Source organism: Stappia stellulata DSM 5886 (assembly GCF_000423705.1).
Lineage (GTDB): Bacteria > Pseudomonadota > Alphaproteobacteria > Rhizobiales > Stappiaceae > Stappia > Stappia stellulata.
This window is the reverse complement of the sequence record NZ_KE384083.1, coordinates 143,065-168,348: the sequence shown is the minus strand read 5'-3', so window position 1 is coordinate 168,348 and position 25,284 is coordinate 143,065. Positions and strand designations below refer to the sequence as shown.

The window sequence follows — 25,284 nt, the reverse complement described above, 5'->3', positions numbered from 1 at the left end:
GTCCCGGAGGCGTTGTCGCCGTCGCGGCTCAAAGCAGGCTCCTCATGTCTTTCATCTTCTCCTCGATGCGAGCGGCGACGTCCTCCATTTCGGCGCTGTCGGAGAAAGTGTCCTCCTTCAGGTGGTGCATCGCATTCGCCCGAGCCGCATCGGAAAGCTCCGCGGCATCCTTCGCGCCTGTTTGCACCTGATCGGTGATGCGGGCCGCCATGTCGGCGAGTGTTGCGCCATTTGCGAGCGACATCAACGGGATGTCGATGCCGAATTGCCGCTCGGCTGCCATTCTCAGTTCAAGCGCCATGAGCGAATCCATTCCCACGTCCGCCAGCGGCCGCGCCGGATCGATTTCCTCTTCGCCAATGCGCAGGATCCGGCCGATCTCGACCGAGAGAAGCTGGCAAACCCGGGCAATCGCGCCCGGGCGGTCAAGGCCCTCGAGCAGGACAGCAAGGTCGACGGCCGCCGCATCGGTGCCGCTCGCCTCCGCGCTGTCGATATCGAGGCGCTCCGCGTAAGGCGTGGCGAGCAGGGCAAGATCGCGACGTGCCGCCGCCCAGTCGATGCGGGCATAGCCGGTTGCCGCCAGGCGGATGTCGGTTTGCGGTTCGCTCATCAGCGCGCACAGGCCGTCAAGCGCTTCGCGCGCGCTGAGGGCATGGCGTCCCAGCTTGCGCGCCAGCTTGTCGCCGACATCGGCGTTCCGGGCAAGATATCCGGCGTCGGAGATTGCGCCCCAGGCAACGGCAAGGGCCGGCCGCCCTTCCGCGCGGCGCTTCGCCGCGAGTCCTTCCAGATAGCCGTTGGCCGCAACGTAGTTGGCCTGACCGGGGTTTCCGACGAGCGTGGTCGCCGAGGAAAAGAGCACGAACTGCTGCAGGTCGTCGTCTCGCGTCAGACGGTCGAGAAGATCCGCGCCGCTGACCTTGGCCGCGAGAACCTTGCGCAAGGCCGCTTCGTTCATATTGGCGATCAGCCTGTCATCCAGCACCATGGCCGTGTGATAGACGCCCGAGATTCCGCCAAAGGCAGCGCGAATGCGCTCAAGCGCACCCGTCATGGCGGCGGCGTCGGACGCATCGCAGGCGTGTCCCGTGACCGTCACATCGCGCGCCGCCAGTTCCGTGATCAGCTCGGCAGCACCCTCCGTCTTTTCGCCGCGCCGCGACAGGACGGCGATCTTGCGCGCGCCGATGTCGGCAAGCCGCCGGATGAGTTCCGCACCGAAACCGCCAAATCCGCCGATGACCACATGCGCGCGCGCCGGGTCTAGGGAGACGGGCGGCTGCGCTTGGCATGCGGCGTCGGTCACGACCTCCGGCGGCCGGATCACGATCTTTCCGATATGGCCTGCCTGCTGCATCAGGCGGAAGGCGGCGACCGCGTCGTCCGCTTCGAACGCCCGATAGGGAAGGGTACGAAGCGTGCCATCGGCGAAAAGCTGCATGACCTCGCGCAGAAGACGTTGCGCCAGGGCCGGCTGATGCACGAGCAACTGGTCCGCGTCGATGCCGAAATAGCTCAGGTTCTGACGGAACGGCCGCAGTCCGAGATGCGTGTTCTCGTAGAAGTCGCGTTTTCCAAGTTCCAGGAACCGGCCGAAGGGCTTCAGAACGGAAAGACTGCGCTCCATCGCTTCGCCGAAGAGCGAGTTCAGCACCACGTCTACGCCCGCCCCGCTGGTTCGCGACATCACCTCGTCGGCGAAGGAAAGCGAGCGGGAATCCAGCACATGGTCGACGCCAAGTCCTTCCAGAAGCGCGCGTTTCTCCGCGCTTCCCGCTGTCGCGAACACCGTGGCCCCGGCATGTTGCGCGATCTGGATCGCGGCAAGGCCGACGCCGCCTGCGCCACCGTGGATAAGCACGCTTTCACCGCCGGTCAGTGCCGCCAGATGCGTCAGCGCGTAGTAACTGGTGAGAAAGGCGACGGGGATGGTTGCGGCCGCTTCGCTGTCCATGCCGTCCGGGGCCGGAACGCACCCTGTCTGCGAGACGAGAACGTGACTTGAAAAACACGCGGGCGCGAACGCGATAACGCGGTCGCCCGGCGCGAGCCCGCGCACATCTGGCCCGACGCCGACGACCCGGCCGCAGCATTCCATGCCCAGTGTCGGACCGGCGAAACCGTCTTCAAGTGCTTCTTCCGGCAGCAGGCCGAGCGCCCACATCACATCCCGGAAGTTGAGGCCGGCGGCCTCGACGGCGATTTCGACAGCGTCGCCGGCGGGGCTTTCGCGCATCGCCGCGGACCAGGACAGCCGGTCGAGTGCGCCTTGCTGGCCAATGTCGAGCCGCATCGCGTCGTGTCGCCGACCGACTGATGGCGCCAGGGCCGGAGGATCGCTGCGTACGATGCGAAGGCCCAGCCGGCGGTCGTCGTCGAGCACGATTTCGCGTTCCGCATCCGGATGATCGATTTCCGCTGCAATCCGCAAGGCCGCGGCACTTGCGTCCAGGTTCTTGCGGATGTCGAGAAGGCGGATGTCGGTGTCGGGAAACTCGTTGATCGCAACGCGCCCGTAAGCCCAGACACCGGCCTGCGCGGGGTCGGGCGCCTGGTTGCAGGTGGTGCCCCGCGCGCCATCCGGCGCGACGATCAGGATTGGCCCGGCACTGCCGGCGCGCCCGTTCAGAAGGCGGGTGAGAGCCCACAGGCGGGTCGTGCTTAGGTGCAGTGGGTCGGATGACGGTGCGAACGCCGCATGGAGGTCGATCACGCCATCGCCAGCGGCATCGGCAAGGTCGCCGGTCCACACATGCGGATCGTCGAGGTCGATCCTCCAGTCGCGTTCGCTCGTACGTCGCGTTTCCGTATCCGGGATGGCGAGGCTGGCAAGGATGCCCATGGGCGCGAGGGTCTCCTGCAACGCCAGGGCGACCGCGTGGCCCTTTTCTTCGGCATCGCTGAGGATCACCATGCGACGCGGGGCTTCCCGCTCGACAGAGGTTGGCGCGTCCGTCTCCGTTGCTGGCGATCGCGGCGCGGCGCAGGCGAGCAGAAGCGTCGCGTCGACGGCGCTGTCGGCTAGGCCATGGGCTTCGACCGAGACATAGCCGGCGTGTTCAAGTGCCCGTGTCCAGCCCTCGGCATCCAGCCGGGACAGCGTCGCGCCGTCGCCGGTGTCGGCATTGTGCCACATGTCCAGACCGCATCCGAAAATCAGGTCGAACGCGCTGTTCGCGTTGCGCTCCACGGCGATGAGTTGCCCACCCGGGGTCATCAGACGATGAAGGGCGCCAACAGGCACCGCGTCCGGAGAACCGAGCGCATCGCAGGCAACAACGATGTCGAAGGCGCTGCCGGCCGCGGCTTCCGCCGCATCGAGGGCCAGGAAGCGGGTGCCCGGGCGACCGCGCCACCGGCGGCGGAGCCGCTCGACCGATGCTTGCGTGTTGTCGGCGACGGTCATTTGCGCCGTGCGCGGGTCAAGCATTCTGCTGAAATCGGCTGCAAGCTTGGGGTGACCGGATCCGACGAAGAGCACGGATATCGGGCGATCGCAGGGGAGCGTCTCGATCAGGCCGGCAAACAGGCTGCGCAGGCTTGCGCCAAGCGCGGCGCTTGCCGGGCTGTCGTTGCGGCAGGTCTCCAGAAGGCCCGGCGCCGCGAAAGCCGCTGCCGTCTCCGGCAGCCCCTTTCGCAGGAGTGTCGGCAAATCACGGGCCAGTCGCGCCAGCAAGGCGGCCTCGATGCCATGTTCGTTCGCCGCCTCGAAGAGGACACGCAGCAACGCATCGGGGGAAAGGGCCGGGTCCGGCCGGACAACTGTCCAGAGGCCGTCGGCGAACTGCGTCAGGTCGTGGCGCGACAGCTCGGGCAGGAAATGCTCGACGAACGGTATCGCGGTCTCATCGATGATGCCGTTTCCGGCAACGTCCTCGACCGAAAACGGTTGTTCGCCAAAGGTTTCGTGAAATCCTGCATGCAGGACGCTTCGGGCAAGCGCGTCGAGCAGGAGGCGGTCGTCGTCGGGTGCGAAGCCCGTGCCCGGCTCTGCAAGGAGGTGGGCCTCGCGGGCAAGCGCGGCGATGGCATCCGGAGACAGCGAAATGGCGGTATCGGCTCCCCTCAGGAGGCGGGCGTCAAGGTGATAGGCGCAGACGGGGCCGCTCTGATCCAGATGGAAGTGAACCGCCTTGAAGCGAACGCCGTCGAGGCGGGCCATCACCTGTCCATGCGCATCCAGATATTCAAAGCCTGCAAGGATCGAGCGCGGGCTGGCCCTTTCGATCGTGATCCGCGCGGCAGTCGGCGTGGCCGACGCATCGATCAATTGGACCGTACCCGCGCGGACCGGCAGGAAACCGCTGTCCGCCCGGGTCATTCCGTTGCTGGACAAGAGGGCGAACAGGCCGTGAAAGGCCGCGTCCGCAAGTGCCGGATGCAGTGAGTACACCGGGTCTCCATCTCCCTGGGCCGGGGGGCGGAGCGAGACGGTTGCCGTGCGTGCGTCAAGGACGGTCGCGCCGTCGGCCAGTTGGAATGCGGCGCCATACTGAAGACCGTGCGCGCGTGTCATCTCGTAGATGGTGTCATGCGATACCTGCGTCGAACCCGGCTGTGCCGGACCTTGCGCCGGGCCGGCATGCCCTCTCGCGTCGGCCGAGGGAGACCGGAACCCGGCCCTTGCGTGCAGCGACCAGTCGGCGCCGGCAAGGCGCGGACGGGCGCAGATCTCGATCACGCGATCGTCCGCTGACAGGCGAACGCGGGTCTCCTGTGCTTTTCCGCCATCGAGCAGGAGAGGGCGAAGGATCTCGACATTGTCCAGTTCCGCTGCATCCTGCCCGGTCCAGTCGAGCGCGGCGCGCAGGGCCATTTCCAGGTAGCCCGCGGCCGGAAACACCACCGCGTCCTCGACCTTGTGGTCGGCGAGAAACGGCTGCAGATGCGTGTCGATGACGTTGAACCATTCGCAGCCGTCGGGCTTTGTCCGTGCGCCGGCCAGCGGCCAGCTGCGCGGCCCCTGAACGCGTTCGTCGGTTTGCGAAATGACGAAGGGAACGGTCTGCCAGGGGTAATGCGGCAGCAAGGGGAGGCTTGAGCCCTGCGGGCCGACAAAGAGGTCGGCATCGGGTGACGCGCCGGCGGCGACGATCCGCGCCACGACGGGCCCCAGGGCCTCGCCATCCGGTGTCTTGTCGCCTGTCTTGTCGAAGGAAGTCACGACATTGGCCTGCGTGCCCGCACCTGCCAGCGTGTCGCGCAGGTACGTCGCCAGAAGCGGCCGCGGCCCGATTTCCACGACGACGCCTGCACCGGCTTCGGCAATGCGGGCGACGGCCTGCGAAAATTGCACCGGCCGCCGCACGTTTTCCCACCAGTAGGTGGCATCCGGGGTGATGGTTTCCGCATCGGGATGCACCGAAGAGAAGAAGGGCACGCGCGGCGGTGCCGACCGGATCTCGCCCAGTGCATCGCGCAGCGGCGCCTCGATCGGGTCGACCAGCGCGCTGTGGAACGGATAGGCGATCTCGAGCTTGCGCAGTGCCCAACGCTTCGCCCTTGCGTGACGGGCGAAGGCGTCGATGCTCTCCGCCGGACCCGACACCGTCACGCTGCGCGGGGAATTTATGGCGGAAAGTTCTAGCCCGGGAAGCGCCAGGGAAGCGAGAGCGGCGCGCGCCTCGGTTTCCGGCAGCAGGAGGGCAGCCATTGTGCCCAGATGGCGAACCACTTCCTGCTGTGTGGATCTGGCATGAATGATGCGGGTTGCGCTCGCAAGGTCCAGCATGCCGGCGCACCAGGCCGCGGCAACTTCGCCGACGCTGTGGCCGACCACCATGTCGGGCACGATGCCGCGACTTTCGAGCGCCGTGACCATCGCGACCTGGAGCGCGTACAGCAGGGGTTGGGCGATCTCTGTTCGGCCGATCTCCTGATCCAGATCGGCGGAAAACAGCATCGTGACCAGTGACCAGCCGGAGACCGCCATGAAGTGCCTGTCGACGGTCTCGAAGACTTCGCGAAACACCGTGTCGCTCCGGTAGGCTTGCTGGCCCATTCCGGCCCATTGCGCGCCATTGCCCGAAAACGCGAAGACGAGGCCGCCGCGCGTGCCCGGACCTCGCCCGGTTACGGTCGACGGTTCTGTCTTGCCGCTTGCGAAGGCGGCAAGGGCGGCGCGTTTTGTCTCGCCGTCGCCCAGCACCACCAGTCGGTGATCGTGCAGGTCGCGGGTGCGAATTGCCGCATCCGCAACGGCACCGGAGGAGATGCCGGGCCGGGCGAGCAGCGTGCTGTAGCGAGCGGCCAGTTCGCGAAGCGCCGGCTCGCTGCGGGCGGAGACGACCAGCGGCGCATCGTCGGCGACCGTGCTTTTCGCGCCGCCTTGCGGCGCAACTTCGCCGATCACGGTGTGCGCGTTCGTGCCTCCGAAGCCGAAGGAATTGATCCCGGCGATTAGACGGCTGACGTCGCCGCTCAAGGGAACCGGTTCGCTCGCCACGGCAAGGTTCAGACCGTCAAAGTCGATGTTGGGGTTCGGTGTGTCGAAATGGAGGGAGCGCGGCAGGACGCCGTGCTGAAGCGCCAGAACAGACTTGAGGATTCCGACGAGGCCGGAGACCGGTTCCAGATGCCCGACATTGGTTTTGGCGGACCCGATGGGCAGCACGCTGCTGCGCGCGCGACCGATCACCTGGCCCAGTGCGTTCGCTTCGGCCGGATCGCCGACCTGCGTTCCGGTGCCATGCGCCTCGATGAACGAGAGATCCTCCGGTGCAATCCCGAGATCGCCGTAAATGGAACGCAACAGGGCTGTCTGTGCGGGCGAAGACGGCAGCGACAATCCCGCCGTTCGCCCGTCTGCATTGATTCCGGTCGCAAGAATACGGGCCCGCGCGGCGATCCCCGGACCGTCCCGGCGCAGCACGATCGCCACCGCGCCTTCCGAGCGGACGTAGCCGTCCCCCGAAGCATCGAAGGCCCGACACAGCCCCTGCGACGACAGCATGGAGGCACGGGAAAATCCGATGAAGGAAAACGGGCTGAGCAGCAGGTTGACGCCGGCGACGATGGCGGTGTCGATCTGGCCGCTTTCGATGGCAGCGACGGCCTGATGCAGGGCCACCAAAGAGGATGAGCACGCCGTGTCGAGCGTGAAACTCGGACCCTGCAGATCGAAAATATAGGAAATGCGGTTTGCGATGATCGACAGGGTGTTGCCCGTCATCGTCTGGATATCGACCGCGGGAAGGTCGAACAGGAGACTTTGATGATAGTCCAGCGCGGAGGCACCGACATAGACGCCGGTGTTCGTGCCCGCAAGATCCGAGGAGCGGATGCCGGCGTCCTCGATCGCTTCCCAAACGACTTGCAGCAATAGCCGTTGCTGCGGATCCATCTGCACGGCTTCACGGGGAGAAATTCCGAAAAACCCGGCGTCGAAGCCCCAGACATCCTCGATTTGTCCGGCCGAGAAGGTCATGCTGCGACCCGGCGTGTTGGGCTCCGGATGGTGATAGCGACGCGTGTCGAACCGGTCATCGCCGATCCGCGAGATCGTGCAACGTCCGTCGTCCAGGAGGTTCCAGAAGTCTTGCACGCTGTTCGCGCCGGGAAGGCGGGCGGCGTAACCGCAAATGATGGTATTGCGAGCCCGAAGGGACATTTATGTGTCTCTCATTTCGACGCCGTGCATGGTGTCTCGTTCCGTCTCGCAACTGACTGCGTCAACCGTGAGCGCTTTGTCGAGCCGCACGCGGAACGCGTCCGTCACGGGTTTCTATCAGTCTTGGTTCTTGTGCATGCCAGCAACGCACAGGGTCTTCGGACCATGGATGGATCACCTGTCCACCTGTCCCATACAAACCAGATAATGCCTGAAGCGTCGATATTGTGGCATCTGACAAGAAACGGCAGTATTTTCTCTCCGGATCACGTCTGATCCGGAGGGACATCCACAGACCCATCGGCCTTTTTGTCCGGTGCGTTGCGCGTGCCGAGCTTGTGTTCCCAAGCCAGCGCATGGCGGGCGATCGTTGTCAGGTCGCGATAGGCCGGCTGCCAATCGAAAAGAGACATGATCTTGCGGTTGTCAGCGATCACGCGCATGGAATCGCCGGGACGTCGCGGGCCGAGGTGGACGGGGAAGTCGACGCCGGAGGCCGTCTTGACCGCCTCGATAACCTCCAGCACCGAATAGGCTTGGCCATAGCCGCAGTTCGCCGTGAAGCTGGCTCCGCCCTCCCGCAGATGCGAAAGCGCGAGATAATGCGCGTCCACGAGGTCGCTGACGTGGATGAAGTCGCGCTCCGCCGTTCCGTCGCGCGTGGCATAGTCGGTGCCGTGGACCGTGAGCCCGTCGCGGACCCCGAGAGCGGCCTCGCAGGCCACCTTCAAGAGGTGTGTTGCGCCGACGGTCGAATGGCCCGCGCGTCCCTGCGGGTCCGCGCCGGCAACATTGAAGTAACGCAGGGCGCCATAGCGCAGGTCGCTTGCAGCGGCGATGTCGTGCAACATCGTTTCGACCATCAGCTTGGATGCGCCATAGGGGGAAAGTGGCAAGGTGCGGGACTCTTCCGCAACCGGGCAGCTTTCCGGGTCGCCATAAACGGCGGCGGTAGAGGAAAACAGGATGCTTCCGATGCGATGCGCAAGGCAGTTCTCGATAAGGGCGCGGGAGGCACAGGTGTTGTTGCGATAGTATTTCAACGGGTCGGCAATGGACTCGGGAACGACAACGGAACCGGCGAAATGGATCACGGCATCGATGTCGGCCAGCTTGCAGGCCGCCTCCAGCGCTTTCGGATCACTGACTTCGCCCTTGACGAAATGCGCTCGGCCGGGGATCGCCCAGTCATGTCCGGTGCTGAGATCGTCGATGACAACCACGGTTTCGCCGGCATCGAGCAGGCGCAATATCATGTGGCTCCCGATGTACCCGGCGCCGCCGGTAACAAGTGTCGCCATTTCCGCTCTCCGGTTTTCTGGGGGGTGGGGGCAGGCCCGCGAATCGTTCTGTTTGTCGCGCAAACCAAACGTCGTACGAGGTAACGGCTTGACAAACCGATGGCAAGCGAACACCAACGCTGCGTCTTTTCGGGTCCCTGGACGTGAAACGGTGGTGTCGCACGGCGGGGGACGTCTCATTTCCGTCGCAGATGGGGTCTTATAGACGGGTCCTGGACAAGCCGTCCGGGACCGCCCATCGGGAATGGCCCGCCGGGCCAAACTGTCCGGTGCCTCCATCGCGGGGCAACCGCATCTGTCCAGAGATCGACTTCAGGAGCATCCATGCGTATTGCGATGATTGGAACCGGATATGTCGGACTTGTGTCCGGCGTCTGTTTTTCCGAGTTCGGCTTCGATGTGACCTGTGTCGATATCGACGCCGACAAGATCGCCAGGTTGAATGCGAAGGAAGTTCCGATTTACGAGCCGGGACTCGATGCGCTGATCGAGCGCAACCTGGATGCGGGGCGCCTTGCCTTCACCACGGATTTCGATGCGGCGGTCGCGGCCGCGGATGTGGTCTTTGTGGCGGTCGGGACGCCGTCGCGACGCGGCGACGGCGAGGCGGACCTCACCTACGTCCATGAAGCCGCCCGCCAGATCGCGCGCGTGATGCGCGAGGGAACGGTCGTGGTCATCAAGTCTACGGTCGTCGTCGGCACCTGTCGCAAGGTGGCGGAGATCCTGCGACAGGAGCGTCCGGGGCTCGCGTTTTCGGTTGCATCCAATCCGGAGTTCCTGCGCGAGGGCTCGGCGATCGAGGACTTCATGCGTCCGGACCGCGTTGTCGTCGGTGCCGAGGATGCCCGCGCCGAGGATACGCTGCGTCGCCTCTACCAGCCGCTGTATCTGCGTGAGACGCCGATTCTCGTCTCGACGCTCGAGAACGCGGAAATCACCAAATACGCCGCCAATGCGTTCCTGGCACTGAAGATCACCTTCATCAACGAAATCGCCAACCTGTGCGAAAAGGTCGGCGCGGATGTCCAGAAGGTGGCAAGCGGAATTGGACTGGACAACCGGATCGGCGGCAAATTCCTGCATGCGGGGCCGGGCTACGGCGGATCCTGCTTTCCGAAGGACACGGCGGCGCTTGCTGCGACCGGACAGAGGCACGGAACGCCCTTGCGGCTTGTGGAGACGACCATTGCGGTCAACGAGGCGCGCAAGCGCGACATGGCGGAGCGGATTCTTGCCGCGCTCGGTCCGGATCCCGAGGGAAAGTCGGTCGGAATTTTCGGCATTGCCTTCAAGCCCAATACCGACGACGTGCGCGACGCGCCCTCGCTGGTGATCGTGCCGGCGCTTCAGGCGCATGGCGTGCGTGTTGTCTTGCACGATCCGGAAGCGCGGTCCCAGGCCGAACCGCTGTTGCCGGGCGCGGAATGGCGCGACAATCCCTATGACGTTGCGGACCGCGTCGACGTGCTTGCCGTTGTGACGGAGTGGAACCTCTATCGCGGCCTCTCGCTTGAAGAGATCGCAGGACGGATGCGTGGCGACACCGTCATCGACATGCGCAACATCTGGCGTGCCGACGATGTCGCCCGCGCCGGACTGACCTATCGCGGCATTGGCAAGGCGGCGCCTGCGCACGACGCCGCAACCGACACTTGAGTAAACCGGGAGAGCGGCATGTTGATCGGGCAAGAGCTTCAGGCGCTGGCCGCGGTGTGCGACGAAGCCGGCGATATCATCCTGTCGTTCTTCCGCAACGATGTGAGCGTTGATCGCAAGCCCGACGACAGCCCGGTAACGGAGGCCGACCGCAGGGCGGAAGACGTCATTCTGTCGGGCCTTTCCCGCCTTTATCCCGATATTCCGGTCGTGGCGGAAGAGGCGGCTTCGTCCGGTGCGGTTCCGGATATCTCCGACCGGTTTTTCCTTGTGGATCCGCTGGACGGCACGCGCGAGTTCATCTCCGGTCGCGGCGACTTCACGGTCAACATCGCGCTGGTGGAGAATGGTTTGCCGGTGGTCGGCGCGGTGTTTGCGCCTCACCGGAAAGAGGCATTCGTGGGTGCGCGGGGCGGAGGGGCCTTCGAGAGAGTGCAGGGCGCGGGCGCTGAAAGCGCATGGCGGCCTGTCAGGGTCCGGGAACAAGCGGCCGCCCGGCCGGTGGCCGTTGCCAGCCGCTCTCATCGCGACGCCAACACGGATTTGCTGCTCGAGCGGCTTGGGGTGGCGCAGACGGTGAGCGTCGGGTCCTCGCTCAAATTCTGTTTGGTCGCGCGCGGCGAGGCCGACTTCTATCCCCGTTTCAATCGAACGATGGAATGGGATACAGCCGCTGGCCACGCCATTCTCGCCGCGGCCGGCGGTACGGTCGCGGGGCTCGATGGAAACCCGTTTCTCTACGGAAAACGCAATCAGGCGACCGACGACGATTTTGCCAATCCCGGTTTTCTTGCCGCGGGCGACGACAGACTGATCGTACGCACTGCGGCCCTGATCTGCGCAACCAACAATCCCGCCAGGGCAATTTGACAGAGATTTTTTAAAGGCCGGCCATTGTCGGCAATCTGGTTTCTCGAACTTTCGGCGCGGCGCCATTATCGGTTGCTTCCAGCATGCGCAAAGCATATCGCGGGTTGATATGTTTTTGGTTTATGCAGCCATAAGATACGCTCGCTTTCCGCAGTGGCTGCAGCGATTTTCGTTGTCGACCGGCAGTCCCGACGGAAAAGCTTTGTTTGGGAGTGCGTGGAGCCGAATGGGCTTCGCGCGCTTCCCGCCGAGAGGATCAGATCGTGTACAATCGCGCCAGTCAGCTACGACGTCTTGAAGCGCAATCCATCGAGATCATTCGCGAGGTCGTGGCGGAGATGGCCCGTCCGGTGATGCTCTATTCGATCGGCAAGGATTCCAGCGTAATGCTGCACCTTGCGCGCAAGGCCTTTCATCCCGCGCCGCCGCCGTTTCCGCTGCTCCACATCGACACCACCTGGAAATTCCGCGAGATGATCGCCTTTCGGGACCGGATGGCGCGCGAGGCGGGGATGGAGTTGCTGACCCACACGAACGCGCAGGGTCTCGCCGACGGCCTGAACCCTTTCGACCACGGTGCGTCCTATTACACCCAGGTCATGAAGACTGACGCGCTCAAGCAGGCCCTCGACCTTCACGGGTTCGATGCGGCATTCGGCGGCGCACGGCGCGACGAGGAAAAATCGCGGGCCAAGGAGCGGATCTTTTCGTTTCGCACGCCCCAGCACGGGTGGGATCCTAAAAACCAGCGTCCGGAGCTCTGGTCGCTCTTCAACACACGGGTGCGGCGCGGGGAATCCCTTCGTGTCTTTCCGCTGTCGAACTGGACCGAACTCGACATCTGGCAGTACATCCGCGCCGAAAACATCCCCATCGTTCCGCTTTATTTCGCTGCGGAACGCCCGGTCGTGGAACGCGACGGGATGCTGGTCATGCGCGACGACGAGCGGCTGCCGCTTTCGCCCGGCGAAACCCCTCGCATGCGGCGCGTGCGGTTTCGCACGCTTGGCTGCTATCCGCTCACCGCGGCCATGGAGTCGGAGGCCGATACGCTCGACGGGATCGTCACCGAGATGCTGATCGCCAGAACGTCGGAACGCTCCGGGCGGCTGATCGATCACGATGAATCCGCGTCGATGGAAAAGAAAAAACGCGAAGGCTACTTCTGAGGGACATGTCATGAACCACCTTCCGTCGATTTCCCGACCCGTAACGAGCGTGCTCGACGACCATGATCAAAAGGGCCTGTTGCGGTTTTTGACCTGCGGCAGCGTCGACGACGGCAAGTCGACGCTGATCGGACGGTTGCTGCATGACACCAAGCGGGTGCTGGAGGATCAGGTTGCCGCGCTCCGCAGCGATTCCCGCAAATACGGCACCCAGGGCGATGACATCGATTTCGCGCTTCTCGTCGACGGTCTGGAGGCGGAGCGCGAGCAGGGCATCACCATTGATGTCGCCTACCGGTTCTTTGCCACCGATGCCCGCAAGTTCATCGTCGCCGATACGCCCGGCCACGAGCAATACACCCGCAACATGGCAACAGGCGCGTCCAACTCCGATCTCGCGGTCATCCTGATCGACGCTCGCAAGGGCGTTCTGCAACAGACGCGGAGGCATTCCTTCATCGTCTCGCTTCTGGGCATTCGCCATGTCGTCGTTGCGGTCAACAAGATGGATCTGGTCGACAACGACGCGGAGGTGTTTGCACAAATTTCAAGCGACTATCGCGCCTTCGCCGACAGCTTCGGCTTCGAGACCCTGCAAATGATCCCGATGTCGGCGCTGACCGGCGACAACGTCACAGCGCGCTCCGGCGCGATGGACTGGTATCAAGGCCCCACGCTGCTCGCGCATCTGGAGAGCGTTGGCGTTGCCGGCGAAACCTCCGACGGTCCGTTCCGGATGCCGGTTCAGTGGGTGAACCGTCCGAATCTCGATTTTCGCGGCTATTGCGGCACGCTCGTCAGCGGCCGGGTTCGTCCGGGCGACAGGATCGCCGTTGCGGCGTCGGGCCGACCTGCGGTCGTCGAGCGGATCGTCACCATGGATGGCGATCTTGAAGAGGCATGTGCCGGTGATGCGGTAACGCTGACCCTGGAGGAGGAGGTCGATATCTCGCGGGGCGATGTGCTTTGCGCGCCCGATCAGCGCCCGGAGGTGGCCGACAGGCTCGGCGCGCATCTGATCTGGATGGACGACCAGCCGCTCGTTCCCGGGCGCACTTACGCGATCAAGGCTGGAAAACGCCTCGCGTCCGCAAGCGTCACCCGCATCGATCACGGCATTGACGTGAACACGCTGAAGCATGAGGAGCTCGAGACGCTCGCGCTCAATGGCATCGGCTATTGCGAACTTTCCCTGTCGTCGCCGGTGGCCTTCGACCCCTATGAGGTCAACCGCGATCTCGGAGCCTTCGTGCTGATCGATCCGCTGACCAACCATACGGTCGCGGCCGGGATGATCTGGAAGGCGCTGCGCAAGGCCGACAACATTCACCGGCAGGCCTTCGATATCGACAGGTCCGCGCGCGCGGCGCTCACCGGCCAGGCGCCGAAGGTGCTTTGGTTCACGGGATTGTCGGGCGCGGGCAAGTCGACCGTGGCCAATCTCGTGGAGCAGCGGCTGCACGCGATGGGACGGCTGACCTTCCTGCTCGATGGCGACAACGTCCGCCACGGGTTGAACAAGGATCTCGGGTTTTCCGAGGCCGACCGGGTGGAGAACATCCGCCGGGTCGGCGAGGTGGCGAAACTCTTCACCGAGGCCGGGTTGATCACGCTGGTGTCCTTCATCTCGCCGTTCCGCTCCGACCGGCAGATGGCCCGTGACCTGTTCAAGCCCGGAGAATTTGTCGAGATTCATGTCCATGCACCGCTCGAGGTCGCCGAAGCGCGGGACCCGAAGGGGCTGTACAGGAAGGCCCGCGCCGGCGAAATCCGCGATTTCACCGGTATCGACAGCCCCTACGAAGCGCCGGAGGCCGCGGAAATCGTCCTGAACACCGACGGAGCCGATCCGGTCGCGCTCGCCGATGAGGTGATTCGCTACCTCGATCTCTAGCGATCTTCGGGGCAGTGCCGCCAGCCCTCGCGGGCAAGCGGCGGGGTGCCCCGGCAAGTGCTGCCTGTGATGAAAAGTTGGGCTGACCCAAAATCTGCTTGATCGATAGGCACCCGCTTGGCACTCTCTGCGGCGAAAACAAAGCCAGTGGGGACTGACATGCGTCGACTGTTTGGAATTGCGCTCGCCCTGACCTTGACCGCGCCGTCGGCCATGGCCGAGACGGAGATCAAGTTCACGCTCGATTGGAAGTTCGAGGCGCCGGCCGCGCCCTTCTTCATTGCCCAGGACAAGGGGTATTTCGCGGACGAGGGCCTGTCGGTGACAATCGACAGCGGGGCCGGGTCGCGGGAATCGATTCCGCGCGTTGCGACCGGCACCTACGACATGGGCTTCGGCGACATCAACGCATTGATCAAGCTGATGGACGAGCAGCCGGACCTCAACGTCAAGGCCGTTATGATGGCCTATGAGCGCCCGCCGTTCGCGGTGATCGGCCGCAAGAGCCAGGGCATCACCGAGGACCCCAAGTCGCTTGAAGGCAAGACGCTGGGCGCGCCGCCACCCGATGCAGCCTTCGGCCAGTGGCCGGCCTTCGTCGACGTCGCCGGCATCGACACCTCCACCATCACCATCGAGAACGTTGGGTTTCCGGTTCGCGAGCCGATGCTGGCGCAAGGGCAGGTGGATGCGATCTTCGGCTTTTCCTTCTCCTCCGTCATCAACCTCAAGGCACAGGGTATTTCGGACGATGACATCGCGCTGATCCTGATGGCGGAGAACGGTCTCGACCTCTACGGCAACGTGGTCATGGTCAACACCCAGTTTGCCGAGGAGAACCCGGAGGCGGTCAAGGGCTTCCTCAAGGCACTCGTGAAAGGGTTTCTCGACACGATCGAAGACCCTGCTGCATCCGTGCCTTATGTCCTTAAGCGCAACGGCGTGCTCGACGAGGCGACCGAGATCGACCGGATCGAAATGGCGATCGACGGTTCCATTGCCACTCCGGCTGTGAGGGAAAACGGCTTCGGTGGCGTGGACATGGAGAAGCTTGCCCAGTCGATGGAGTATCTGAAGACCTCCATGGGCGTGAGCGACACGCCGCCGGCACCCGAGCGGGTCTTCGACCCGTCCTACCTTCCGCCGGTCGAAGAGCGGATGGTTCGCTGACACCTCAATGATCATGACCGCGGGCCCCACGGTTGTCTTGCCGAGGGGCCCGGCGTAGTGGGACCAGCCGAAAGAGCATCCGTGACCGGTTTTGTTGAATTGAATGACATTCGCCTTGCCTACGGGCCGGGCGGTGACAGCACGCTGGCCCTCGACGGCTTGTCGATGACGGTGAAGAAAGGCGAGTTCGCAGCCGTTGTCGGCCCGTCGGGTTGCGGCAAGTCCACCTTGATGAAGCTTGCCACGGGCCTTATCCGTCCGCAGGTCGGCACGGTCGAGGTGGCAAGCAAGGAGGTCGACGGACCGGTTTCGATGGCCGGCATGGCCTTTCAAAACCCGTCCATGCTGCCATGGCGCACGACCTTGAAGAACGTCATGCTGCCGCTGGAAATCGTTCAGCCGCATCGCCGCAGGCTGTCGCGAGAGCGGGCCGCCTACGAAGCGCTTGCGGAAGACCTGCTTTCCGTCGTCGGCCTCAAGGGATTCGGCGACAAGTTCCCCTGGCAATTGTCGGGGGGGATGCAGCAGCGCGCGAACCTGTGTCGGGCGCTTGTCCACGATCCCGAGCTCCTGATGCTCGACGAGCCGTTCGGCGCGCTCGACGCCTTCACCCGCGAGGAACTGTGGCAGGTGATGCGCGATCTCCACGCGGAAAAGGGCTTCACCACCATCCTGGTGACGCATGACCTGCGCGAGGCGGTGTTTCTCGCCGACCGGGTGTTCGTCATGAGCGCGCGGCCGGGGCGCATCATCGTCGAGCGCGAGATTTCCTTCCCGCGTCCGCGACCGATCGATCTCACCTATGAAGCAAAGTTCAACGACATCGTGCATGAGCTTCGTGCACATATCGCCGATGCGAGGGCTGCGGCATGAACGAGAAATGGATCAAGGCCGCTCCCTGGATCTGGACCATCGGGTTGTTCGTTGTGTGGGAAGGCGTCGTGCGCGCCTTCGACATCGCGTTCTTCATCCTGCCGGCGCCCTCCGATATCTGGGTCGCCACAGTCAAATACTGGCCGGTAATCTGGACGAATTCGCTGCAAACGCTCTTTACCACGACGCTCGGCTTTTTGCTGGCGGTGGTCGGCGGACTGGCGCTCGGTCTTGCGATAGGCTGGAGCAGGTCGATCTACGCCGGGCTTTACCCGCTGATGATCGGCTTCAACTCCGTGCCCAAGGTTGCCGTGGTACCGATCCTCGTCATCTGGTTCGGCATTGGAACGGTGCCCGCGGTGCTGACCGCCTTTCTGATCGCCTTCTTTCCCATTGTCGTGAACGTAGCGACCGGCCTTGCCACCATCGAGCCGGAAATGGAAGACGTGCTGCGTGCGCTTGGCGCGAAGAAGCTCGACATCATGCTGAAGGTCGGCATTCCGCGCTCCATGCCCTATTTCTTCGGCTCGCTGAAGATCGCGATCACGCTTGCCTTCGTCGGTTCGGTGATCTCGGAGACCGTGGCGGCCAATTCCGGCATCGGTCACATGATGCTGGCGGCTCAGTCGCAGTTCAACGTGCCGCTTGTCTGGGCGGGGCTGATGGCGCTCGCGGTGCTCGGCATCGTCATGTATGCGATGATGGCCTGGCTGGAGATGCGCATGACCGGTTGGGCGCATCGCTCCTCGCACGGCTGAGGCGGTTCACGATCCGATTTCGTTCGCGCCCCGTTTCAACGGGGCGCGTTCGCGGTTAACGTCTTTTCAGGACGCGGTCGGGCATCAAGGGCGACAGGCGTGCCGTGCCGCGCTCCGATGACGAAAACCGCGAAAGGCGAAGCGTGATCATACCTTGCATATTGTCCGGCGGATCCGGATCGCGACTTTGGCCGCTGTCGCGTTCCTTGCGCCCCAAGCAATTCCTCCCGTTGTTCGATGGCGAGAGCCTGTTTCAAAAGACCCTGAGCCGTTTTCCCGCGCCCCATTATGCGCCGCCGATTGTGATTGCGAATGCCGAGCACCGCTTCCTCGTGGGGGAGCAGATGGCGAGTGCAGAAAATGGCCAGGGCACGATTGTGCTGGAGCCCATCGCACGCAACACGGCCGCTCCGGCCGCTGTCGCCGCGCTGACCGCTGCAGCGACCGATCCCGAGGCGTTGGTCCTGCTCGCCCCGTCCGATCACCTGGTGCGTGACGCGGATGTGTTTGCGCGGGCGGTTGCCGAAGCAGTGCCGGCGGCCAGGGACGGACGGATCGTGACATTCGGCATTCGTCCGAGCGAACCCAACACGGGCTACGGCTATATCCGTCTTTCGGCGGGCGAGGGGCCCGTGCGTCCGGTGGCCGCATTCGTCGAGAAGCCGGACCTGGAGCGGGCGAAGGCCTTTCTCGCTTCCGGGGACCACGTATGGAATGCCGGCATTTTCCTGTTTTCCGCGTCCACGATGATCGCGGAGTTCGAGCGCCACTGTCCCGAGGTGTTGATGCGGGTTCGCGCCGCACTGGCGGCCGCGTCCCCCGATCTCGATTTTCTGCGGCTCGACGCGGAGAGCTTTGCCGCCGTCCCGAACATTTCCATCGATTATGCGATCATGGAAAAGTCCGACCGCATCTCCTGTGTGCCGACGGATCCGGGCTGGAGCGACCTTGGATCATGGTCGGCCGTGTGGGAGGTGCTCGACAAGTCGGAGGACGGCAACAGCACGCTTGGCGAGGCGATGTTCGTGAAGTCGCGCGACAGTCTTGTCGTGAGCGACGGGGCGCTTGTCTCGGTCGTCGGCCTCGATCAGGTGATGGTGGTGGCCACCAAGGACGCGGTTCTGGTGGCCGACAAGAACCATGCCCAGGATGTGAAGAGCGTCGTCGAAGAGCTCCAGCGAGAAAATCGGCCGGAAACCCGGGAGCATCGCAAGCGTTACAGACCCTGGGGGACACGTGAGGAAATTGCCCGGGGCAATCGCTTCCAGGTGCAGGAAATCGAGATCAAGCCGGGGGAGAGCATGTCGCTTCAAAGCCACGTCAACCGGGCGGAACACTGGGTGGTCGTTTCCGGAACGCTGGCGATCACCATTAATGGCGAGACCCGGCTGATGACCGAGAACCAGTCCGCCTATGTTCCGGTCGGGGCCCGCCACCGGCTTGCAAATCCCGGTCGCGTTCCGGCGCGTGTCATCGAAATACAGTCGGGCACCTATATCGGAGACGACGACATCGTTCGATATTCCGACGAGGTGCCGGACGCGACTTGAGTCCCGGCATTCGGGCGAACAAATATTGGAAAAGCCGGCGCTCGCCGGCACACAGACTTGAGGATAAACGCATGCTGAGCGTTCCCGTCGCCGAACTGACGCCGAACACCTACGATTTTGAATCGCGCCCGATGGTGAAGCCGACCGGGTTTCGCGAATACGATGCCCGCTGGCTTTTCGAAAAAGAAATCAACCTGATGGGCATTCAGGCGCTTGGCATGGGCATAGCCACCTTGATGCGTGAACGCGGCACACGGCCCGATATTGTCGTCGGGCATGATTTCCGCAGCTATTCCGCCGCCATCAAGATGGCACTGATTTCCGGACTGATGGCCGGCGGCGTGCGTGTTCACGACATCGGGCTTGCACTCTCGCCAATGGCCTATTTCGCGCAGTTCGCGCTCGACGTACCGGCGGTCGCGATGGTCACGGCCTCGCACAACGACAACGGCTGGACCGGGGTGAAGATGGGAATCGACCGGCCGTTGACCTTCGGGCCGGACGAGATGGGGCGATTGAAGGAAATTGTTCTCACCGGCACGTTCCGCGAAGGCTCCGGCGGCGGCTATCGCTTTGTCGAAGGCTTTGCCGAGACCTATATCAAGGACCTTACCGACCGGGCGAAGCTGTCGCGGCCGATCAAGGTCGTTGCGGCCTGCGGCAATGGCACGGCCGGTGCCTTTGCCCCGCAGGTGCTGGAAGCGCTGGGCGCGGAGGTGATCCCGCTCGACTGCGAGTTGGACCACACGTTCCCGCGCTACAACCCCAATCCCGAAGACATGAAGATGCTGCACGCGCTTCGCGACAAGGTGCTGGAAACCGGCGCCGAGGTCGGTCTCGGCTTCGACGGCGACGGAGATCGCTGCGGCGTGGTGGACAATACGGGCGCGGAGATCTTCGCCGATACGGTCGGCGTGATGCTGGCGCGCGATCTGTCCGAGCTTCATCCCGGCAGCCAGTTCGTCGTCGACGTGAAGTCGACCGGTCTCTTTGCAACCGATCCCGTGCTTCTTGCCAACGGTGCCAAGACCGACTACTGGAAGACCGGTCATTCCTACATCAAGCGCCGCGTGAACGAGCTGAACGCACTCGTCGGTTTCGAGAAGTCCGGACATTACTTCTTCAACACGCCGATCGGGCGCGGCTACGACGACGGCCTCGTTTCGGCGATCGCCATTCTGGACATGCTCGACCGCAATCCGGGCAAGTCGATGGCCGACCTGCGCGCCGCGCTGCCGAAAACCTGGGGCTCGCCGACGATGTCGCCGCATTGCGCGGACGAGATCAAATACGAGGTGGTCGACCGGGTGGTCGCCCGCTTTGCCGAGATGCAGGAGAAGGGGGAAAAGATCGCGGGACACGAGATCGTCGACCTCGTCACCGTCAACGGCGTGCGGGTGGTTGCCGAGGACGGCACCTGGGGGCTCGTGCGCGCGTCTTCCAACAAGCCCGAACTCGTGGTGGTGATCGAAAGCCCGGTCTCCGACGCCCGGCTCAGGGAAATGTTCAAGGCGGTCGACGACGTCTTGCGCGAAAACCCGGAAGTCGGCGCCTACAACCAGACCATCTAGCCCCGGCCGGGCAGGGTCTGGGTATCAATCGCGCCGTCAACGCCGGCGCGGGCGCTCGGGCCTTGCCGAGTGCCGCGCGCTGTGCAAAACGGTCGGCTTGCGCCGCAGACAATGCGGCACGGTGATTTTACGGCACAGTGACTGGTCAGGATCGATCCGATGGCAGCGGACATGACGTCAACGAACCCTCTTGCGCGCTTTGCCGCGCGCATGACCGACCGCTCCGCGGTGATCGGTATCATCGGGCTCGGCTATGTCGGTCTGCCGCTGGCCTCGCGCTTCAGCGAGCTCGGGTATCCGGTCGTCGGTCTCGATGTCGATGCGGCCAAGGTTGCGGAACTGAATGCCGATGGCGGCTTTCGCCGCTATGTCGGGTTGACGCGCGAGAGCGTGCGCTTCTCGGCTCCCTTCACGGCAACCACGGATTTCAGTGAGGCCGCCGATTGCGACGCGCTGATCATCTGTGTGCCGACGCCGCTTGGCAAATACCATGATCCCGATATCGGCTATATCCTGGATGCCGCGCGCAGCGTGCGTCCGCATTTGCGCTCCGGACAGGTAATTGCTCTGGAATCGACCACCTATCCCGGAACCACCGAGGACGACATGCTTCCCGTTTTGGCGCGGGACGACCTCACGGTGGGCGAGGATATCTTCGTCGTCTATTCGCCCGAGCGCGAGGATCCGGGAAACGCCTCCTTCAGCATTCGCCAGATTCCCAAGGTGGTGAGCGGTGTGACCGAAAACTGCCTGCGCGCGGCCGAGGCGCTTTATGGCGGGGCGGTGGACACGCTGGTGCCCGTTGCCTCGACACGGGTCGCGGAGATGACCAAGCTTCTGGAAAACATCCACCGCGCGGTCAACATCGGTCTCGTGAACGAGATGAAGACACTTGCCGACCGCATGGGCATCGACATCTTCGACGTGATCCGCGCCGCCGCGACCAAGCCCTTCGGCTTTACCGCCTTCTATCCGGGGCCGGGGGTCGGCGGTCACTGCATTCCGGTCGATCCGTTCTATCTGACATGGAAAGCGCGCGAATACGGCGTGCACACGCGGTTCATCGAGCTTGCCGGCGAGATCAACCGCTACATGCCCGAGTTCATCGTGGAAAAGCTGATGGATGCGCTCAACGGCGAGCGCAAGGCGCTGAACGGTGCGCGCGTGCTGGTGCTTGGCGTCGCCTTCAAGAAGAATATCGACGACATGCGCGAATCCCCGAGCGTCATGGTGATCGAGGGCATCGCCGCGAAGGGCGGCGAGGTGGTTTATGCCGACCCGCATGTGCCGGTGCTGACGCTTGCCGACGGATCGCGCCACGCGAGCTGCGTTGCGGATGCCGGAACGGTCGCCTCCATGGACGCGGTGGTGATCGCCACCGACCATGACGCCTTCGATTACGAGATGATCGGGCGCGAGGCGAAGCTGATCGTCGATACGCGCGGCCGCTTTCCGGCCAGTCTTGCCAAGGTGACGCGCGCCTGACCGATTGTGTTTTTCGCCCCGGTCGGATAACCCACCCTTGAGGACCAGTCGACGCGCGGCTGTCTTGGCCGAAAACGCCATGGACCCGCGCGCTTGCCACAACAAGCGGGACGTTGTTGATGTACGAAGCCATCGATCCAAACCCTAGCTTTCCCAAGCTGGAGGAAGACATCCTCAAGTTCTGGGAAGAGAACCGGATTTTCGAGGCTTCCGTGGAGCAGCGGCGCAACCAGGACGGTGCGGGCGAATACGTCTTTTACGACGGACCTCCCTTCGCCAACGGCCTGCCGCACTACGGCCATCTCGCGACCGGCTTCGTCAAGGACCTGATCCCGCGTTACCGCACCATGCGCGGCGACTGCGTCGTGCGCCGTTTCGGCTGGGACTGCCACGGGCTTCCCGCCGAACTGACGGCGGAAAAGGAACTCGGCATCTCGGGGCGAAACGAGATCCTCGATTACGGCATCGGCAAGTTCAACGCCCACTGTTCGGTCTCGGTCATGCGTTTCACCAACGAGTGGCGCTACTATGTCGAGCGTCAGGGGCGCTGGGTCGATTTCGAGAACGATTACAAGACCATGAATCTCTCTTTCATGGAGAGTGTGATCTGGGGTTTCAAGCAGCTCTGGGACAAGGGCCTGGTCTATCGCGGCTACCGGGTGGTGCCTTACTCCTGGGCCGTGCAGACGCCTTTGTCGAACTTCGAGACGCGCCTCGACAATTCCTATCGCGAACGTCAGGACCCGGCGCTCACCGTCGGTTTCCTGCTGAAGGATGCGGCTTACGCTTCTGTCCCGACGCGTCTTCTCGCCTGGACGACAACGCCCTGGACGCTGCCGTCGAACCTCGCGCTCGCCGTCGCGCCCGATCTCGACTATGCGGTTCTGGAAAAGGACGGCCAGCGGGTGGTTCTCGCGGAGGCCGCGCTGGAGCGCTACGAGCGTGAATTCGGCGAATGGACGCGCGTCGACACGCTGAAAGGATCGGCGCTCGCCGATGCGTCCTACGAGCCGCTGTTCCCCTATTTCAAGGACACGGAAAACGCCTTCAAGGTGCTCGCCGCAGACTTTGTCGAAGCCGGTGACGGAACGGGCTGCGTGCATATCGCGCCGGGTTTTGGTGAGGACGATTTCGAGCTTGCCAAGGCCCGCGAGATCCCGCTTGTGGTTCCGGTCGACGAGGCCGGAAAGTTCACCGCCGAGGTGAGCGACTATGTCGGCCAGAACGTGATCGAGGCGAACAAGGACATCATCCGCGACCTCAAGGCGCGCAATGTCGTCTATCGCCACGAGACCTATCTGCACGACTATCCGCATTGCTGGCGCACCGACACGCCGCTGATCTACAAGGCGATCGACGCCTGGTATGTGGCGGTGTCCCAGTTCAAGGACCGCATGGTCGAGCTCAACCGCGAGATCGACTGGGTGCCCGAGCATGTGCGCGACGGCCAGTTCGGCAAATGGCTGGAAAACGCCCGCGACTGGAACATCTCGCGCAACCGCTTCTGGGGCTGTCCGATCCCCGTGTGGATCAGCGACGATCCGAATTACCCTCGCACCGACGTCTATGGCTCGCTCGACGAGATCGAGGCGGACTTCGGCGTGCGGCCCGACGACCTTCACCGCCCGATGATCGACGAGCTGGTGCGCCCGAACCCCGACGATCCGACCGGAAAGTCGATGATGCGCCGCGTGTCGGAAGTGCTCGACGTCTGGTTCGATTCCGGCTCCATGCCTTTCGCGCAGGAACATTACCCGTTCGAGAACAAGGATTATTTCGAACAGAACTTCCCGGCCGACTTCATCGTGGAATATGTCGCGCAGACGCGCGGCTGGTTCTACACGCTGATGGTTCTGTCGACCGCGATCTTCGACCGCGCGCCGTTCCGCAACGCCGTGTGCCACGGCGTCGTGCTCGACGAAAACAAGCAGAAGCTTTCCAAGCGCCTGCAGAATTACCCCGACCCGGTCGGCGTCTTCGACACTTACGGCGCCGATGCGCTGCGCTGGTACATGCTGTCCTCGCCGCTGCTGGTCGGCGGCGATCTGGCGGTCGCCAAGGACGGGCGCGGCATCGCGCAGGCACTGCGTCAGGCGATCATCCCGATCTGGAGCGCCTATTACTTCTTCACGCTCTACGCCAATGCCGACAGCTACAAGGCCCGGGTGCGCTTCGACCAGAAGGGCCTTCTCGACCGCTACATCCTCGCCAAGACGCGGGAACTGATCGAGAAGGTTCAGGGTTCGCTCGACGCCTACGACATCCCGGGCGCCTATGCGCATGTCCCGGGCTTTATCGACGCGCTGAACAACTGGTACATCCGCCGCTCGCGCTCCCGCTTCTGGGGCGAGGAGATGACGGAGGAAAAGCGCGACGCCCTCGACACGCTCTACACGGTGCTGACGCACCTGATGCGCACGCTTGCGCCGATGATGCCCTTCGTCTCGGAGCGCATCTACAAGGGGCTGACCGGCGATCTTTCCGTGCATCTGGCGGACTGGCCGGAGGCCGAAGCGCTGCCGAATGATCCCGATCTCGTGCGCCGCATGGACCTGATCCGCGACATTTGCGCCTCCGTCATGTCGCTGCGCGAGGCCAAGCGCCTGCGCGCCCGCCTGCCGCTGAAGACGCTGACCGTCGCCCACCCGGAAGTCGAGGACCTGCGGCCCTATGCGAACCTCATCGCCGAAGAGGTGAACATCAAGGACGTGGTGCTGGAAGCCGATCCGCTGTCGGTCGGCGAACACCGCCTTGCGGTCAAGCCGCAGATCGGCAAGCGCCTCGGCAAGAAGATGAAGGACGTGATGAGTGCGTCCAAGTCCGGCGACTGGACGCTTCGCCCGGACGGGATTGTGGAGCTGGCCGGCGTCGAGCTGCCGCCGGAAGATTACACGATGCGCGTGCTGGCGCCGGAAGGCTCCGATACGGGTCTCTTCGATGCCGGTGCCGGCGTCGTCCTGATGGACACCCAGCTCTATCCGGAGCTGGAGCGCGAGGGTTACGCCCGCGACATCGTGCGCCTGATCCAGCAGACCCGCAAGGACGGCGGTTTCAACGTCTCCGATCGCATTCGTCTCAACCTGACGCTGCCTGAGGAGCTGATGCAGGCGGTGGAAGAACATCGCGAGCGGATCGCGACCGATACGCTGGCGCGTGAGTTCACGATTGGCGAAAGCCTCAAGGACGGCTTTGGCGCCACGCATGAGGTCGGCGGCAAGAACGTCGTGATCGAGATGGTGCGCATCGACGCCTGATTGCCATGTCGACGCGCATGACCTGAACAATGCGAAACGCCGCAGTCGTATGGGCTGCGGCGTTTTTTGTTGTTCCGGGGGCGGCCGCCGGTCCCGCTTGACCTTCCAGTTACTGGAT

Annotated in this window: 13 protein-coding genes; 11 read left to right on the top strand and 2 right to left on the bottom strand. The window is 63.8% G+C overall.

All coding sequences use genetic code 11. The features are described 5' to 3' along the window. Window positions 1–28: 28 nt before the first annotated feature. Both G572_RS0117945 and galE read right to left on the bottom strand, forming a co-directional pair. On the bottom strand, window positions 29–7,612 hold the full coding sequence (locus G572_RS0117945) for a type I polyketide synthase (protein WP_029059653.1): 7,584 nt from the start codon (window positions 7,610–7,612) through the stop codon (window positions 29–31). 266 nt (window positions 7,613–7,878) lie between these two features. Further along, entirely contained in the window at window positions 7,879–8,913 is a 1,035-nt protein-coding gene (galE, locus tag G572_RS24580) for a UDP-glucose 4-epimerase GalE (protein WP_051242703.1), read from the bottom strand. A gap of 324 nt (window positions 8,914–9,237) precedes the next feature. Here galE and G572_RS0117930 point away from each other — a divergent pair, with 324 nt between their 5' ends. The 11 genes from G572_RS0117930 to ileS all read left to right on the top strand — a co-directional run bounded on the left by G572_RS0117930 (window position 9,238) and on the right by ileS (window position 25,166). Next, complete coding sequence (locus G572_RS0117930) at window positions 9,238–10,572, top strand: UDP-glucose dehydrogenase family protein (RefSeq protein WP_029059652.1); 1,335 nt, start codon at window positions 9,238–9,240, stop codon at window positions 10,570–10,572. An 18-nt stretch (window positions 10,573–10,590) separates the two neighbouring features. Then, window positions 10,591–11,442 carry a 3'(2'),5'-bisphosphate nucleotidase CysQ gene (cysQ, locus tag G572_RS24575; protein WP_084650318.1) on the top strand — a complete coding sequence of 284 codons (852 nt, stop codon included), beginning with the start codon at window positions 10,591–10,593 and terminating at the stop codon, window positions 11,440–11,442. A gap of 263 nt (window positions 11,443–11,705) precedes the next feature. Then, the gene (gene cysD / locus G572_RS0117920; RefSeq protein WP_037547408.1) at window positions 11,706–12,611 is read left to right on the top strand and encodes a sulfate adenylyltransferase subunit CysD; all 906 of its coding nucleotides are present in this window, start codon (window positions 11,706–11,708) and stop codon (window positions 12,609–12,611) included. Window positions 12,612–12,621: 10 nt separating this feature from the next. After that, window positions 12,622–14,505, top strand: a complete 1,884-nt coding sequence (cysN, locus tag G572_RS0117915; protein WP_029059650.1) for a sulfate adenylyltransferase subunit CysN — start codon at window positions 12,622–12,624, stop codon at window positions 14,503–14,505. A 159-nt stretch (window positions 14,506–14,664) separates the two neighbouring features. Continuing rightward, on the top strand, window positions 14,665–15,675 hold the full coding sequence (locus tag G572_RS0117910) for an ABC transporter substrate-binding protein (RefSeq protein ID WP_051242701.1): 1,011 nt from the start codon (window positions 14,665–14,667) through the stop codon (window positions 15,673–15,675). An 81-nt stretch (window positions 15,676–15,756) separates the two neighbouring features. Beyond that, a complete protein-coding gene (locus G572_RS0117905; protein WP_029059648.1) occupies window positions 15,757–16,548 on the top strand; it encodes an ABC transporter ATP-binding protein in 792 nt (263 codons plus the stop codon). Next, the gene (locus G572_RS0117900) at window positions 16,545–17,306 is read left to right on the top strand and encodes an ABC transporter permease (protein ID WP_029059647.1); all 762 of its coding nucleotides are present in this window, start codon (window positions 16,545–16,547) and stop codon (window positions 17,304–17,306) included. The genes G572_RS0117905 and G572_RS0117900 overlap by 4 nt, the downstream gene beginning before the upstream one ends. Window positions 17,307–17,410: 104 nt before the next feature. Beyond that, window positions 17,411–18,856 (top strand): mannose-1-phosphate guanylyltransferase/mannose-6-phosphate isomerase, encoded by a 1,446-nt coding sequence (locus G572_RS0117890; protein WP_208979146.1) that lies wholly within the window; start codon window positions 17,411–17,413, stop codon window positions 18,854–18,856. A 71-nt stretch (window positions 18,857–18,927) separates the two neighbouring features. Then, window positions 18,928–20,427, top strand: a complete 1,500-nt coding sequence (locus G572_RS0117885; RefSeq protein ID WP_029059645.1) for a phosphomannomutase/phosphoglucomutase — start codon at window positions 18,928–18,930, stop codon at window positions 20,425–20,427. 171 nt (window positions 20,428–20,598) lie between these two features. Beyond that, window positions 20,599–21,912 carry a nucleotide sugar dehydrogenase gene (locus G572_RS0117880; protein WP_051242925.1) on the top strand — a complete coding sequence of 438 codons (1,314 nt, stop codon included), beginning with the start codon at window positions 20,599–20,601 and terminating at the stop codon, window positions 21,910–21,912. Window positions 21,913–22,031: 119 nt separating this feature from the next. Next, window positions 22,032–25,166 (top strand): isoleucine--tRNA ligase, encoded by a 3,135-nt coding sequence (gene ileS, locus G572_RS0117875; protein WP_037547406.1) that lies wholly within the window; start codon window positions 22,032–22,034, stop codon window positions 25,164–25,166. Window positions 25,167–25,284: the final 118 nt, after the last annotated feature.